Source organism: Bullifex sp., from assembly GCF_034103065.1.
GTDB lineage: Bacteria > Spirochaetota > Spirochaetia > Sphaerochaetales > Sphaerochaetaceae > Bullifex.
The window spans coordinates 1-14616 of sequence record NZ_JAXEGN010000041.1; the positions used below are offsets into that span (position 1 = coordinate 1).

The following is a 14616-nucleotide window of genomic DNA, read 5'->3' on the forward strand; positions in this document are numbered from 1 at the left end:
AAGGATTTAGTTGTTCCTCTTTTATTTGATGTATATGAAAAAATGAAAAAGAGCAGTGAGTTTTTGGTTTATTTTCTTTCATCTGCAAGGGTAGAACCAAAGCCATTAGAATTAATGCCAGCATTTTACAATGAAGAAGAAAAAATGTTAGTTAAGCTTTATAGCGCAGAGGATGTAATTAATACGCTTTCAACACTTGGATTTAAGTTTAGTAAGATCGATTACTTAGGTGTTAATTCACCATATAAAATCGTTTATGTAGATTGTTTGAAGATTATTCCATAGGGCTTGAAAATAAATAAAGTAGTGTTAGATTAATAATGTAGGAGCAAAAAAGATATGAAAAAAAGTGTTTTAATTACTTACATTATTTCTGCTATTTTAATTGTTTTAAGCTTTGTTTTAGTTTTCTTTGCAATTAGAACATCTTATACTACTCAATCTTATAGATTAGGTCACATGGTTTACACATCAACAGTAATGGTTAGGAACCAAACATCTGTTTTACTTGATACATTTTCAAAAATGAGTTTCTTTTTAGGTGTTGTAGGTGTAATTGTGGCAACAATATGCCAGGTTACAAATCATAAGAGTTGTAATTGTGATGAAAAGGAAAAAGAAACTATTTCAGGTTATACAGTTTGTGATGAATGTGGTTGTGAGGAAAAAGAGAGTGTTGACAAGGAGTTAGAAAAATAGGTATCCTTACACTCGCGCAAAAATTAATCCTTAAGGAGTAAAACATGTCAAAAGCACATAGAGGAACAGGTATTAGAGAGCTTCCTAATCAGGGAAAGGCTACATGCCCAGTTTGCAAGAGAGAAAGTGTTAAGTGCCTTTATGAAGTAGAAATTGAAGGTGCTAAGGCTAATGTTTGCAAGCAGTGCAACGCTAAGCTCAAGAAATAATCATTTTGTTCATCAAGATGTTGTGCCGGGGGTATTGATTCTCCCGGTTTTTATTTTTAATGTGGTATTGTTATGGTTTTCTATTTAGTAGGAATTAAAGGAACTGGAATGAGCCACCTTGCTGCTTTCTTAAGGGCGCAAGGAAATATTGTTTTAGGCTGTGATGTTGAAGAGGATTTCTTTACAGCGCCAATTTTAGCTGGAATAAAAATTAATTCCTTTGATGATGAATTAAGTGAACACATTGATGCACTAATTTATTCTGGTGCATACAATGATAAATTAAATGTTATTAATTATTGTAAATTAAAGGGCGTTCCAATTTATTCCTACCCAGAATTTCTAGCTTTACTTTCAAAAGGTATTAAAACCTATGGAGTATCAGGAACACATGGAAAGACAACAACTACTGCATATACATCGTATTTACTTAAAAGTTTAAGTTTTAAGGGGGGTGCGATATTTGGCTCTTTTTTGCTTGATTTATCAATTTATAATAAAGGAAGAGATGCTTTAGTTATTGAAGCATGTGAATATAAAAACCACTTTAATCTATATCAATTAGCTGGTTTAGTTATTACAAATATTGATTTTGACCATCCTGATTACTTTAAAACTCTTGATGATGTAAAGGAATCTTTTCATCAGAGATTTCTAACACTTGGCCAAAATGGAGTAGTTATTTGCCATTCAAGCGCTTACAATATTGTCTCTAGATGGGTGTGTGAAAGACCTGATATCAAGGTAATTGTTTATTCAAAGGGTAAATACAGTGTTATTAACAGCTATGATAGCTACGAAGTTGATGGAGTAAAAATTAATACAGGTGAAAAAAATCACTTAATTTTAGATGATATTGTTGCAGCAATGCTTTTAAGCGCAGTAATAATATTAAGAAATAATAATAAAGAATTAAGTGATAACAATATTCACCAAGAGTTAATTAAGTTAGCTTCCTTTATTCCTGCATTTCCTGGAGTTGCCTCTAGAGGTGAAGTAGTCCAAATTAAAAACAACATTACATTTATCTCTGACTATGCTCATCACCCCAATGAGATAAAAACTTGTATTGATAACACAAGACAGAAATATCCTTCAAGTAGGATTATTGTTTTATTTATGCCACATACGGCAACTAGAACTAAAGCCTTATTAAAGGATTTTGCTTCAGCATTAAGCTTAGCAGATGATGTTTTTATTCAAAATGTTTATTCTTCAGCAAGGCATGATGAGGTAAAGGAGAATTTATCTTTAGCACTAACAAAAGAAATAGAAAAAAAGGTCTTTAGATCCTTTTTATCAAAGATAAATCAAGTAGTTTATATAAAAGACGATGATAGTGCTGTTGATATAGTATCTGCATTCTTGCTCAGTGGTGATGTTTGTATTACCATGGGAGCTGGAAACAATAGAAAATTAATTAAAAGGATTATAGATAAGCTATGAAAAGTATGACCGCTTATGGTTATAGCTCATATTCATCTGATGAGTTTTTCTTAGAGGTAGAGATAAAGAGTTATAACAATAGATATTTAGATATTTATCACAATATTAATAGTAATCTTGCTTCATTTGAAGAAGAGATTGATCAAAGGATAAAAGAGGTTGCTGAGCGTGGTAAGGTTGAAATTTCTGTAAAGCTTAAAACTCTTAAAAATGATGGTCAGCTCGTTGTTGATAAGGATTTGCTACAAAAGTATGAGGATGCATTTTCAAATATTTCAAATATAAGTGGTAAAAGCGTTAGTCTTTCAGCTGCTGATTATCTTTCAATTGAGGGCTTAATGACCTATGTTCAAGAGAAAAATCCTGAAATATATAGAGAAGCTTTATTTACAACCTTAGATAAGGCTCTTGAACAATTTAATAGTGCCAAACTTAGGGAAGGGGAAGCCACTAAGGCTGATTTATATAAGCTTGGAAAACAAATTGAAGATTCAAATGATAAAATCAAAGAACTTTTTGATGGCTATGAAGATTACTATGCAAAGCTATTGCTATCAAAGTATGAAGAGCTTAAAATCAGTGAAAAACTTGATGAAAATCAGTTTAGACAGGAAGTTGGTTCAATATTAGTTAAGTATTCTATAAATGAGGAACAGATTAGGCTTAAAACTCATTTAAAGGAGTATTTTAGACTATTAGATTGTAATGAGAGTGTTGGTAAGCGTCTTGATTTCTTGATGCAGGAAATGAATAGAGAAACTAACACTACAGCAAGTAAGAGTCAAATTGCTCAGATTAATATTGAAGCAGTTAAGATGAAAGATGCTATCGAAAATATTAGAGAACAGATAAGGAACGTTGAATGAGAATAGCTATTAGTTCAAAGAGTGGTTGTGGTAATACAACTGTAACAACATTGCTTTCCGAGCGCTTAGGTTATAAGATGATTAACTTTACTTTCAGACAGCTTGCTGCTGAAAGGGGTGTTGAGTTCTGGGATTTTTGTCGCATGGCAGAAAACGATGATAATATCGACAGAGAACTAGATCGAAGGCAGGTTGAGATGGCGATGGCTGAGAAGAATTGTGTGCTTGGGTCTCGCTTAGCAATTTGGATGTTAAAAGAAGCTGATCTTAAGGTCTATTTACAAGCTTCAAGTTTGACTCGTGCTAAAAGAGTACTAAATAGAGAGGGCGGAGACCTTGAGCTTCGAATTAGTCAAACTGAAGGTAGAGACCAAAAGGATAGTGCTAGATATATGCGTATTTATGGCATTGATAATAGCGATACTTCTGTTGCCGATTTAGTTATCGATACCGATAATAAGACTCCTCAAGAGATTGTTGATATCATTGTAAAGAAATTAGATACTTTACGCTGAGGTTACTTTTTTGTTATATTTTGTAAGATAAGGAGATTTTTCGTGAGTATCCCACTAGATAAATTAATTGATAAAGAGGGCAACATCTACGAGATGACATGTGTTGCTATCAAGGAATCAAATATCATTTCATCAACTTCTCTTAAGGATGAGATTGAAGAAAGTGGTGAAAAGATTGTTTCACATGTTCTGACTCAGGTCTTGAACGATGAAATTAAGTACACCATCGAAGAAAAATAAGATAGTATTTCTTTTTGGTCCTACTGCAAGTGGTAAGACTCAGCTTGTTGAGGACTTTTTTTCAAATGGCTATGAGATAATTAATGCCGACTCCGTTCAAGTGTATAGGCACCTTGATATCGGGTCGGCTAAGCCGTCATTAGAGCTTTTAAAAAAAATTAAGCATTACAATGTTGATATTCTAGACCCATGGGAGCAGTTTACAGTAGGTGAGTTTGTAAAAAGAAGTGATGAAGCTGTCACTCAAATTTATGAATCTGGTAATATCCCACTTGTTACTGGTGGAACTGCCTTTTATTTTAAGCACTTTTTATATGGCCTAGCTGAATCTCCAATTGCAGATCAAGGAGTAAGAGATAAGGTTAAGGCAATGCTTGATGAAAAGGGCGTTCAAGAACTTTTTAAAATCTTAAAGAGTGTTGACCCTATTAGTGCTGAAAAAATAAATGTAAATGATGCTTATAGAATAACAAGAGCATTAGAAGTTTATTATCAAACAGGAAGAGGGCTTTCTTCTTTTGCAATTCCGTCGACTCCTAGAAATAACATGAAGCCTTTAATTATTGGTCTCGATAGAGATAGAAATGAGCTTTATGAGAGAATAGATAAAAGAGTTGATATCATGTTTGATGAAGGGCTTGTTGATGAAATTAAAAAGCTTTGCAAAATGGGAGCTTCTCTTGCTTGGCCTGGAATAGGTGGTATCGGCTATAGAGAATTCTTTGATGCAAAAATAAGTGGTGAAGCCTCAATTAAGATTATTAAGGATAATATAAAATCTGCCTCTAGGCACTATGCCAAGAGACAGCTTACATTTTTTAAATCCTTTGATAATGTTGTTTGGATTCATCCAGATGATAAAGATAAATTAAAAACTATTTTGGATAATTATCTTTATTCTGAATAAGGTGTTCTTATTACTTCAAGTAGAGTAATTTCAGGGTTAGTAACATTAACAATGTTCCACCATCCTCTATTATTCCAAGCAAAATCAAAGATTTGAGTAAATTCATATACATATGTTAATGCTTCAGATTGAATTACCTGATCATCTGTAGACTCTGTTTCAGAGTAATCATAAGGAGTGTAGAACTTTAGTACAGCCTTATATTGGTTTTCTCCAATTTGAGTTACTACAACATCGTCTGCACCATAAACAAACATTGATGCTTTAAATGATGGCATTCCATCATCAACCCACTCATCAGCTCTTAATATAGGAGCAACTTGTTCATACGCCATTCTAGTTTGTCTATTTACAAATAGATTTAGTACTTCTGTTTCTTGAGGTGATTTACAACCCTTCAATGGAGCAGATAGCTTAGAAACATCTAGTTCGTTGATAGCTTCATAATATGCTTCAACGATTTGTTTTTGATCCATATCTTTTGTATGAGGTGGCTCAAGCAAATTAGAAATATATGAAAATAAAAATGCTCCAATTAATATAACTGATACAACTATAGTGATAATAACAGAACCTTTTTTTCTCCAAAAATTATTTCTTTTAGCTCCTTCTTGGGTCTTTGCAAGAAATTTTTGGTATGTTCCATTTTTATTCAGCTCGTTTTCGACCATTTTGTACTCTTCTTTAGTTTTGTTATCAACATTCCAAGTAAGAGAAGAGGCTTTTTCGATAAACCATGAAAGGTTTTCAACACACTTTTTGTTTCCATTGATTTTTCTCATTTCTTTGCTTGAAGCATGTAAACAAAAATCAATAAAACCAATTGTTTTATCATCAAGGTCTTTAAATAAATATTTTTTATACTCAGAAAGAGGAAACTCTGTGTAGTTATATTCTCTTATTTCTCTATCTTGATATGGTGCTTTAGAAGTTAAAGCATAGTATAAGAATTCAGCAAATTGTCTAATTAAGGTAAAGGATGGTTCTGTACCACTTTTGGTAAAGCAACCAGATGAAAGATATCTTTCTTCATCTGTGTAATACATTACAAAGAAATCTGAAAGATCTGGAGGAAGGATTAACCAAGAATCATCATCGAGAATGTAGAAACGATAAACTGGTACAACACCAAATGTTGTATCAACAAAGGAAGCTGGAAGTAGGGTGATAGCAGTAGCCAAGTTTAATAAAAGCTCTAGAGCTCTACTTCTGTTTTCAAAAGCAATAGAGGAAAATGGTTTAAGGTTACATTTATCAAAATAGACATATCTAATTGAATCTATTGTAGTAAAAGCTTCCCATTTCCACTTTTTTAACTCACCATCTTTATAGATATATCCATCTTGCTTTTCACCTTGCATCATGTGCTTTGGAATAGCAAAATCATCTAGACCTAATGAAATACAGCTATATTCAACACCTTCAATAACAGTGGTTTTTATCATTGGTTCATTAATCATAATATGCTCCTAAAAGGTGAATTACATTACCTTTACAATCATCAATTTCTTTTACAATTTGGTCTTTATCTTGAATTGCTAATACATCAAAATTTTTATATTTATTTCTAAATGCTTCAAATATCTTTATACCACATGAAGAAATATTACCTTTCTTTTCCTCTTCTAAAAGAGGGGTATTATCCTTTAATGCATTAATTAAGTTCTTTGCACACATTATTGCTTTATCGTTACTACTTGAGAGTGAAAAATTTGAGCTAATAATGAAAGAGGTATCATCGTCAGAAAAAGAAGAAATTAACTTTTTTAATTTCTTAATTTCATCACTTACTTCAAGTGCTGTAAAAATAGGTATTATTTCACACACTCTTTTTAATTTTTTTAAATAAAGTAGTACTAATTCAAATGAGTATTCTTCTTCTAATATTGAATCATCAATTGTGATATTAGCTGCACTTGTTATTTTAACATTATCATCAATTGAGCTTGATAGTGTAAAAAGAGATGTGCTTGATAAAGGATATTTTCCATTATGCATAGGGGCGATAAAAACATATCGTTTAACTTTCTTAAGTTTTGAAAACCCTTCATTATAGAGATAGTTTACATTCTCTAAACTTGCATGAGGAAGGATTATAGCTTTATAGGAGCCATCACTATCATCAAGATTACATAATTTATTTAATTCTTCCTCAGCCGTTGGATAAAATATATCTTCAAAATGAGTTTTCAAAATAAACCCCCTTCTTTAGAAAGTAATTGTTTAACTCTCTTCTCGTCTAGTGTAATATCAAGGTTTTTTTCTTGAGTTGGAATTACAAGACCTTGTTTTCCATCCTTAACTCTTCTTAAATACTTAACATGAGTGTAGTAGAGAGAAGCTTTTTTATTTGCTTTTGCTTTGGAGTAGTGCACAGCAAGGTTCCCTGCATCAATTAAAACATCTAAAGGAACACTCTTATCCTTCTTACATTTAATAAATACATAGCCACCTGCAGTATCTCTTGTATGTAGCCAAAGATCATTACCTCTGACGTGATGACGTAAAAGTTCATCATTTTCTTTACTATTTCTTCCAACTAAAATATCAAAACCATGTGAATTAAGCTTTAACCCAGGTCCTGTTATATTATTATTCTTACTACTACTTTGCTCACCTAATTCTTTTTCAAAGAGATTAATTGAGTTTTGTGAAAGTAGTTCGTTGTAGTGCTTTTCCTTTTCTAATATAGCTTCTTTTATTTCATTAATATCATTAATGTTATTTTCATATATTCTTTGAGCTCTTTTATATTTTTGATAATAAGCATTAATGTTTTGGCTTGCCGAGAGAGCTGAATCGATAAGAATTGTGACAGAGTTACCTTCAAAATCTGTTAAATTAACTTTATCTTGTCCTTTCTTTATTAAATATGAGTAAGCAGAGAGTAAATCAGCTGATGCCTTGAGTTCTTCATAGCTTTTATACTCCTCAACCTTTTTCTCTTTATCACGAAGTTGTCCCTTTAAATAGGTAAGTTCTTCATCTCTTTTTAAAATTACCTGATTCTTAAGTTTATCAAGTAATTCATCTGTTTTTTCAGCTGAGATATTTTTATCAATTTCTTCATTAAAGGTGTTTGCAGTAAAGCTTCTAATTGGAAATTTTACTTCATCTATTTCTTTTTCTTGAGATGGAGTAAATAGCTTTCCTTTTTCTTCTCCTCTTTTAGGTCTTCTCATTAAAACTTCTAAAATCATTAGATTTTGATCTGTGATAATAATGTTTGAAGAAGGACCTGAAAAGAGACGAATAAACATCTTCTTTTCAACATCAGCATGCTTAAGAGTAAATACTACTTCTCTTTCTCCTTTGGTTACCTTTACATCAACAATTCTTGAACCAACAATATTTGCTCTAAGATACTGCGTGAAGCGCTGCATCTTAGTACTTTTCTTTCTAATTCTATTAGTTTTACAAATTCTTTGGTATGGAGTACCTATTTCAACATACAATAACCAAGCCTTTTCCTGCTTGGAAAAAAGACACATTGTGAAGGAGTGGAAATCATGTTCGACGATATCTTGGATAAAGGTGTCATTAAAATCTAACTCAGAAATAAGATAATTAATTTCATTAGCATTTAATGCCATAGTGCTCCTCCATGATATCAAGCATCGGACCTGCAAGATAAAAAGAACCAGTAATTAATATAGGTTTATTTAATTTTAACGCAGTGTCTAATGCATCTTTATTGTCTTTAATTAGTAATATGTTTTTCTCTGTATTTAATTTTAATGCGCTAGAGTATATATCTTCAATATTACTTTTTTTAAAAGTTCCAGGTTGAGAGATAATTAGATTATCAAAATTAGAAATTAGAGTCTCAAGCATGTGAGTAACATCCTTTCCCTCAAGAGCTCCAAAAATAACAGTCACATCGTTTTTATAAATTGAATAAAATGTGCTTGCAGTTGATAATATACTGTTTTTGGTGTGTGCAACATCAATAACTACTGGAACATTATTAATTTTTAAAGGCATAAACCTTCCTTTAATTATTATTCTTTGTAGTTCATTAATTCCGCAAGCTGTTAGAAAATTTAACTTCGAGGCAATTAAGATAGCAAGTGCGATATTTTCAGCTTGCTTTCTACCAAAAACTGAGAGCTGAAGATCAAAAGAAGAACCAGCTTTTAATTGAAATTTTAAGTGTTCCCCTTTTATTAATGTTTCAGAGTGAAAATTAATTATTTCATCATCAAAATAATAAAACTTTGAATTATTATTTACTGCTTCCGTTTTAATAACATTTAATGCTTCCGTAGCTTGGCTTGCTGAAAACACTACTTGATGCTCTTTGATAATTTTACTTTTTTCATAAGCAATTTTTTCAATTGTATCACCTAAAATCGAAGTGTGTTCTAACTCTATTGGAAGAATAACTGAAGCTATAGAGTTAGTTGTGTTTGTGGCATCAAGGCGACCTCCAATTCCTGTTTCAATAACAGCATGAGTGCACCCACTTTCCTTAAATAAAAGGTAAGCATAGGCAGTATATATTTCAAAGGTTGAAGGTAGTGGAGAGCCATATTCTGCAGGATTAGTAAAACCTATTAAAAGATTTTTTAATAAGTTAGCAGTTTCAATTAAAAAATCATCATCAAAAAACCTTCCAGCTAAAGTAAAACGTTCCCTGTAATCTGAAACATGAGGGGAAAGATATAAGCCTGTTTTATAACCTTTATTCTTTAATAATATAGCTAGATATGTTGCAGTTGATCCCTTCCCCTTGCTTCCTGCTAAATGAATAATCTTTAAATCCTTTTCTGGATTTTTTATCCATTTTAAAAGGTTCTCCATCCTTTCTAATCTATTTTCTCTAATTATCCCTGGAGCTTTTGATTTATCACTATATGAAAAGCTATCGAGGTAGTTTACAACTTCGTTAAATGTGTTTAGCGCCATGAGATAGAATAATACATTCTTTCACAAAAAGGTTAAAGTGTGACACAGAAAACGGTTCAAGAATCTTCTAACATTGACACATATACAAAATGTGTAATAATATCAAGTATAATAAATTTTATTTGGAGATACAAATGTCTTTTAAAGTACCAAATCCTGATGCATATCGTTTTTTAGATGATTACAGAGGTAAATTTTTTAATGGGCAGTGGCCAACTCTCGTTGAGATGTTTGAAATTACTTGTGATAGATATCCAAACAATGAATGTTTTGTTGCTTTTAATCCAAAAGAGTTAAGATTTACTTATACACAAGCAAGAAATAAGATATTAGAAATTAAAAATTTCTTATTAAGTGAAGGCGTTAAGCCTGGTGATAAAATTGCTGTTTCAGGTAAAAACAGTCCTGAATGGGCAATTGCTTACTTAGCTATTTTATATGCAGGTGCTATCGTTGTTCCACTCGATGCAACTTATAACGACCATGATATGGAAACTTTAATGGCTTTTGGTGGAATTTCTCGAATTTTCTGTGATGGTGATAGAGTTGCTACAATCGATACTTCAAAGAGAGTAGGGCTTGTTGCTAAATATTCTTTAGAGGAAAAACGTCCTGAAGGCTACAGCTATATCCTCGATTTAAATGGCCCTGAGGCTGAAGCTGTAAAGGCTACAAGTAAAGATTTAGCTGCTATTCTATTTACATCTGGTACTACAGGAACTCCTAAGGGTGTTATGCTAACTCACGAAAACCTTGTTAGTGACTGCTATATTGCACAGCTTTATATGAAGCTTTATCCAACAGATGTATTCTATGCAATTTTACCAATCCACCACGCATATACAATGCTTGCTGTGTTTATTGAATCTATCAGTGTTGGTGCTTCTTGTGTATTTGGTAAGAAGCTTGTAGTTACCCAGTTATTAAAGGAATTAAAGCTTGGTAAAGTAACAATGTTCTTAGGCGTACCATTGCTATTTAATAAGCTTTTAACTGCATTAATGAATGGGGTTAAGAAAAAAGGCATTGTTCTATATGGTTTAATTCGTTTCTTAATGGGTGTTTCAGGTTTCTTAAAGAAGGTTTTCCACATCCAAGTTGGTAAAAAATGGTTTAACTTCTTACTTAAGAAGGTTTCTCTTGAGAACATTAGAATTTGTATTTGTGGAGGTGGTCCACTTCCTGCATCTACTTTTAAGATGTACAACGAATTAGGTATTAACTTTGTCCAGGGATATGGCTTAACAGAAACTAGCCCAATTACCCACTTAAATCCTGTAGAGGCTTACAAGGAAATCTCTGTTGGACGTCATCTTGAGGGTGTAGAAGTAAAGATTGAAAATAAAGATAGTGATGGTAATGGTGTAATTTATCTTCGTGGCCCAATGGTAATGAAGGGCTATTACAATGCTCCTGAAGAAACAAGGGAGGTTTTATCTGAAGATGGATGGCTTAATACTGGGGACGTTGGTTATGAAGACCAAGATGGTTACCTTGTATTAACTGGTAGAGCTAAGAACATCATTGTAACAGAGGGTGGTAAAAACGTTTTCCCTGAGGAAATTGAAGACCACTTCCAGCTCTATTTCGATGTTGAGCAGATTTGTATTGCTGGTTACATTAAAAATAAAGCTGAAAAAAGTGAAGGTATTGCAGCTATTATCTATCCTTCTCAAGATTGCAGAAAGAACCACAAAGATGACTTACAAGCATATCTTGAGAATATTGTAGGTGAAGTTAATAAAACATTACAGAGCCACAAGAAGATCACTAAGGTTGTTATTGCTGATGAACCTCTTGAGATGACTTCAACAAAAAAAATTAAGAGATTCGTTGTTGCAAAGCAATATAAAGATAAGCTTGATAACTAATATCTACTAATAGGCCTTTCTCAACTTGAGTTAGGCCTTTTCATTTTTATATTAAATCGAGTAAGATAATTTATATGGAATTGACAAGCAAACAAAGAGCATATTTAAGAAGTGAAGCACAAGAACTCTCTTCAATTGTAATGGTTGGAAAAGATGGTCTTACTCCTAGTGTTGTAAATGCATTAAAGGAAGCAGTTGATCATCATGAATTAGTTAAAGTTAAATTTCAATCTTTTAAAGAAGATACAAAAGAAATTTCATTTGCTTTAGCTGAAAAAGCAGGTTGTGATTTAATTGCAACAACAGGTTTTACTGCAGTTTTCTTTAAACAGAAAGAGAAAAAAGAAGAAAGAAAATATAATATTTAATTATTCTTAAAAAGAAAAAGTAATCCCAAGGCCGAAACCTTGGGATTTTTTATCTTAGTTACCCTGCTCAAGTGCAAGAGTTCTTGTTGTGATATCACAAACTTCAGCTGGACCGTAGTACTGAATAGCACCAGGGAATGTGAAGAGTGTGTTCTCTGCCCATTCTTTTCTATGTGCTTCAAAATACTTAAATGGCTTACCTTCGAGTTCAACTAAAGCCTTTCTGATAACTGGCTTAAATTCACCATGTCTTCTTTCAAGGTTCATCATCTTTGTAATTGGAATACCACCTGCTTCCCAGTTCTGAGGACCTGCAGATAGGTTGGTAACAGTTGACATATAACCTGTTAAACCATTACTGATTAATAAGAATGCATTGTAGCCAAGTGAATAACAGTAGTCTGCATCGAAGTTAGATGGGAATGCACATCTTCCTTCGTAACCGAAGAAGTGGTTAAGTGCATTAAATTTAGCCTTAGAGCCTCTGTTCTTGAGTTCCTTTGCAACCATTGTGATTAATAACTTTTCAGTCTCAATTCTTGAAACCTGTACGTTACCATGTGGATCTCTATCCATTAATAACTGGTGCTGGATATCAAGAGGAAGATTCTTAAATACATTAGCTGACTTAGAAGTAAGGTTAGAGATAACAAAGTTATATTGATCATCCCAAGAACCAAGTACTGCATAATCTTTTTCATGTACAGCAAGTAATTCGTTAATTTCAGCAATTAATACCTTAACTTCAGGAATAAACTCAATTAAACCTTCTGGTACGATTGCAACGCCATAGTTATCACCCTTAGCACTACGAGTTTCAACTACATCAGCAATATAGTTAACGATATCCATCATTGCCATGTTCTTTGCTTCAACTTCTTCACCTACTAAACAGATGTTTGGCTGACATTCAAGAGCACATTCAAGTGCAATGTGAGAAGCACTTCTTCCCATTACCTTGATAAAGTGCCAATACTTCTTAGCAGAATTAGCATCTCTTTCAATGTTACCAATTAATTCAGAATAGGTTTTACAAGCTGTATCAAAACCAAATGAAACTTCAATAACATCGTTCTTTAAGTCTCCATCGATTGTCTTTGGGCAACCAATAACCTGTACACCAGCATTTGTAGCAGCCATATACTCTGCAAGAACTGCTGCATTTGTATTGGAGTCATCACCACCGATAATAACAATTGCATTTAAATTGTGTTTCTTAGCAACTTCACTTACAACTTTAAACTGCTCTACAGTCTCAAGCTTTGTTCTACCAGAACCAATGATATCGAATCCACCTGTATTTCTATATTCGTTAATAAACTCATCAGTAAATTCAATGTAATCATCTTCTAAAAGACCTGATGGACCACCTTTAAATCCGAGTAATACGTTATCTTTATTAGATCTCTTTAATGCATCATATAAACCTGTAATAACGTTGTGTCCGCCTGGAGCTTGACCACCAGAAAGGATAACACCTACAACCTGTGAATCCTTCTTAGCCTTAGAAGATCCCTTTTTAAATGAAATGGTCTTCATACCATATGTATTAGGGAACATTTCTTTAATTTTTTCTTGGTCAGCAACAGACTGTGTGCTTTCACCAAAGCAAACTTCAATATCATTGATATCATTTTGTAAAATTAAAGGAAGCTTTGGCTGATACTCATATCTAGCCTTTTGTAATGGTGAGTAATTCATTATTCCTCCGATAAACATAATTGTTGATTAATATAATATTAAATAATTATAAATTTATCTATATTTGAAGATATATTGTGTATTTAATTACAAACTTTTTTTATTTCTTGATATTATCAATATATGAGCTTGTTACTATTTTTAGATGCAGATTCTCTTCCAATTAAACATAGAGAGATAATTATTAAACGTTGTATAAAAGAAAATATAGAATCTTACTTTGTTGCCGATAGACAATTAAAGGATGTTTTAGATTCAATTAAAGAACATACAGTTATTTTAAGAAAGCCTTATAGAGGTGTTTTATCAAACGAAGAAATAAGAAAAATTAAAAGCACTATCCATATGGTAGTTGTAGAGGGTGGGGAGAATGCTGCAGATGATAAAATTGTTGAATTAGCAAATGAAAACAATCTATGTATTACACACGATATTCCTCTGGCAGCAAGGTTAATAGAAAAAAATGTATATGTTATTGATGATCGAGGAAATGTACTTGATAAAAATAATATCAGGGAACGCCTTTCTATTCGTGATACCCAAAAAGATTTTAGAGAAATGGGTATTTTTAATGAAAAACAAAAGGCTTTTGATGCAAAAACGATCAATAAATTTGCAAATGCATTTGATAAAGCAATAACTGACTTAAAAAAGAGAAAATAACAAAAAATAAACATATGTTTAATAATAAATATATATTCATTTATGATATTATGAATGAATTTGTATATTTGTTAAAAATTTAAAATATATTCCGAAATAAGAATAATATAATTAATTTAATGAATATGATTTTTCCTCTTTTAATTATTAATATGAGAAAAGTATATGTAATAAATGATTTTAATCTTAAAAAGAAAGTGGAAGAACTTGGTTATAGATGTGA

Annotated in this window: 16 protein-coding genes; 11 read left to right on the forward strand and 5 right to left on the reverse strand. The window is 32.1% G+C overall.

Annotated elements, in window-relative coordinates; genetic code table 11:
* The 8 genes from SOY52_RS01575 to miaA all read left to right on the forward strand — a co-directional run.
* A partial coding sequence (locus SOY52_RS01575; RefSeq protein WP_320847231.1) for a hypothetical protein occupies window positions 1-285 on the forward strand: 285 nt, incomplete at its 5' end.
* Between the two features lie 54 nt (window positions 286-339).
* Window positions 340-699: a hypothetical protein gene (locus SOY52_RS01580; RefSeq protein ID WP_320847232.1), complete on the forward strand. Its 360-nt coding sequence runs from the start codon at window positions 340-342 to the stop codon at window positions 697-699.
* Window positions 700-743: 44 nt separating this feature from the next.
* A complete protein-coding gene (locus SOY52_RS01585) occupies window positions 744-908 on the forward strand; it encodes a hypothetical protein (protein WP_320847233.1) in 165 nt (54 codons plus the stop codon).
* A 72-nt stretch (window positions 909-980) separates the two neighbouring features.
* A complete protein-coding gene (locus SOY52_RS01590; RefSeq protein ID WP_320847234.1) occupies window positions 981-2354 on the forward strand; it encodes a glutamate ligase domain-containing protein in 1374 nt (457 codons plus the stop codon).
* The gene (locus SOY52_RS01595) at window positions 2351-3220 is read left to right on the forward strand and encodes a YicC/YloC family endoribonuclease (RefSeq protein WP_320847235.1); all 870 of its coding nucleotides are present in this window, start codon (window positions 2351-2353) and stop codon (window positions 3218-3220) included. Before SOY52_RS01590 ends, SOY52_RS01595 begins: the two co-directional genes overlap by 4 nt.
* A complete protein-coding gene (gene cmk / locus SOY52_RS01600; protein WP_320847236.1) occupies window positions 3217-3735 on the forward strand; it encodes a (d)CMP kinase in 519 nt (172 codons plus the stop codon). The genes SOY52_RS01595 and cmk overlap by 4 nt, the downstream gene beginning before the upstream one ends.
* Before the next feature lie 42 nt (window positions 3736-3777).
* Window positions 3778-3975, forward strand: a complete 198-nt coding sequence (locus SOY52_RS01605) for a hypothetical protein (RefSeq protein ID WP_320847237.1) — start codon at window positions 3778-3780, stop codon at window positions 3973-3975.
* Window positions 3944-4882, forward strand: coding sequence for a tRNA (adenosine(37)-N6)-dimethylallyltransferase MiaA (miaA, locus tag SOY52_RS01610; RefSeq protein ID WP_320847238.1), 939 nt, complete (start codon window positions 3944-3946; stop codon window positions 4880-4882). The genes SOY52_RS01605 and miaA overlap by 32 nt, the downstream gene beginning before the upstream one ends.
* On the opposite strand, the gene SOY52_RS01615 is transcribed toward miaA, so the two are convergent.
* From SOY52_RS01615 to SOY52_RS01630, 4 genes are read right to left on the reverse strand one after another with little or no spacing between them, the layout of a single operon-like run.
* The gene (locus SOY52_RS01615; protein ID WP_320847239.1) at window positions 4870-6342 is read right to left on the reverse strand and encodes a hypothetical protein; all 1473 of its coding nucleotides are present in this window, start codon (window positions 6340-6342) and stop codon (window positions 4870-4872) included. The two genes, miaA and SOY52_RS01615, sit on opposite strands and share 13 nt — an antisense overlap.
* Window positions 6335-7075, reverse strand: coding sequence for an AmmeMemoRadiSam system protein B (gene amrB / locus SOY52_RS01620; RefSeq protein ID WP_320847240.1), 741 nt, complete (start codon window positions 7073-7075; stop codon window positions 6335-6337). Before amrB ends, SOY52_RS01615 begins: the two co-directional genes overlap by 8 nt.
* A complete protein-coding gene (locus SOY52_RS01625; RefSeq protein WP_320847241.1) occupies window positions 7072-8475 on the reverse strand; it encodes an NFACT RNA binding domain-containing protein in 1404 nt (467 codons plus the stop codon). Before SOY52_RS01625 ends, amrB begins: the two co-directional genes overlap by 4 nt.
* Window positions 8459-9790 (reverse strand): bifunctional folylpolyglutamate synthase/dihydrofolate synthase, encoded by a 1332-nt coding sequence (locus tag SOY52_RS01630; protein ID WP_320847242.1) that lies wholly within the window; start codon window positions 9788-9790, stop codon window positions 8459-8461. Before SOY52_RS01630 ends, SOY52_RS01625 begins: the two co-directional genes overlap by 17 nt.
* Window positions 9791-9924: 134 nt before the next feature.
* Here SOY52_RS01630 and SOY52_RS01635 point away from each other — a divergent pair, with 134 nt between their 5' ends.
* Together SOY52_RS01635 and SOY52_RS01640 are read left to right on the forward strand one after the other, a co-directional pair.
* Window positions 9925-11661, forward strand: a complete 1737-nt coding sequence (locus SOY52_RS01635; protein WP_320847243.1) for an AMP-dependent synthetase/ligase — start codon at window positions 9925-9927, stop codon at window positions 11659-11661.
* A 74-nt stretch (window positions 11662-11735) separates the two neighbouring features.
* A complete protein-coding gene (locus SOY52_RS01640) occupies window positions 11736-12029 on the forward strand; it encodes a YhbY family RNA-binding protein (protein ID WP_320847244.1) in 294 nt (97 codons plus the stop codon).
* Window positions 12030-12083: 54 nt separating this feature from the next.
* Here SOY52_RS01640 and SOY52_RS01645 read toward each other — a convergent pair whose 3' ends face one another.
* A complete protein-coding gene (locus tag SOY52_RS01645; protein ID WP_320847245.1) occupies window positions 12084-13730 on the reverse strand; it encodes a diphosphate--fructose-6-phosphate 1-phosphotransferase in 1647 nt (548 codons plus the stop codon).
* Between the two features lie 123 nt (window positions 13731-13853).
* Between SOY52_RS01645 and SOY52_RS01650 the strand changes: the two genes are divergently transcribed.
* Window positions 13854-14393, forward strand: coding sequence for a DUF188 domain-containing protein (locus tag SOY52_RS01650; RefSeq protein WP_320847246.1), 540 nt, complete (start codon window positions 13854-13856; stop codon window positions 14391-14393).
* Window positions 14394-14616 lie beyond the last annotated feature (223 nt).

Bases quoted from the DNA above. Each gene is read 5' to 3' on its own strand.
- SOY52_RS01580 (WP_320847232.1), top strand. From the start codon at position 340: ATGAAAAAAAGTGTTTTAATTACTTACATTATTTCTGCTATTTTAATT.
- SOY52_RS01585 (WP_320847233.1), top strand. From the start codon at position 744: ATGTCAAAAGCACATAGAGGAACAGGTATTAGAGAGCTTCCTAATCAG.
- SOY52_RS01590 (WP_320847234.1), top strand. From the start codon at position 981: ATGGTTTTCTATTTAGTAGGAATTAAAGGAACTGGAATGAGCCACCTT.
- SOY52_RS01595 (WP_320847235.1), top strand. From the start codon at position 2,351: ATGAAAAGTATGACCGCTTATGGTTATAGCTCATATTCATCTGATGAG.
- cmk (WP_320847236.1), top strand. From the start codon at position 3,217: ATGAGAATAGCTATTAGTTCAAAGAGTGGTTGTGGTAATACAACTGTA.
- miaA (WP_320847238.1), top strand. From the start codon at position 3,944: ATGAAATTAAGTACACCATCGAAGAAAAATAAGATAGTATTTCTTTTT.
- SOY52_RS01615 (WP_320847239.1), bottom strand. From the start codon at position 6,342: ATGATTAATGAACCAATGATAAAAACCACTGTTATTGAAGGTGTTGAA.
- SOY52_RS01625 (WP_320847241.1), bottom strand. From the start codon at position 8,475: ATGGCATTAAATGCTAATGAAATTAATTATCTTATTTCTGAGTTAGAT.
- SOY52_RS01630 (WP_320847242.1), bottom strand. From the start codon at position 9,790: ATGGCGCTAAACACATTTAACGAAGTTGTAAACTACCTCGATAGCTTT.
- SOY52_RS01635 (WP_320847243.1), top strand. From the start codon at position 9,925: ATGTCTTTTAAAGTACCAAATCCTGATGCATATCGTTTTTTAGATGAT.
- SOY52_RS01640 (WP_320847244.1), top strand. From the start codon at position 11,736: ATGGAATTGACAAGCAAACAAAGAGCATATTTAAGAAGTGAAGCACAA.
- SOY52_RS01645 (WP_320847245.1), bottom strand. From the start codon at position 13,730: ATGAATTACTCACCATTACAAAAGGCTAGATATGAGTATCAGCCAAAG.
- SOY52_RS01650 (WP_320847246.1), top strand. From the start codon at position 13,854: ATGAGCTTGTTACTATTTTTAGATGCAGATTCTCTTCCAATTAAACAT.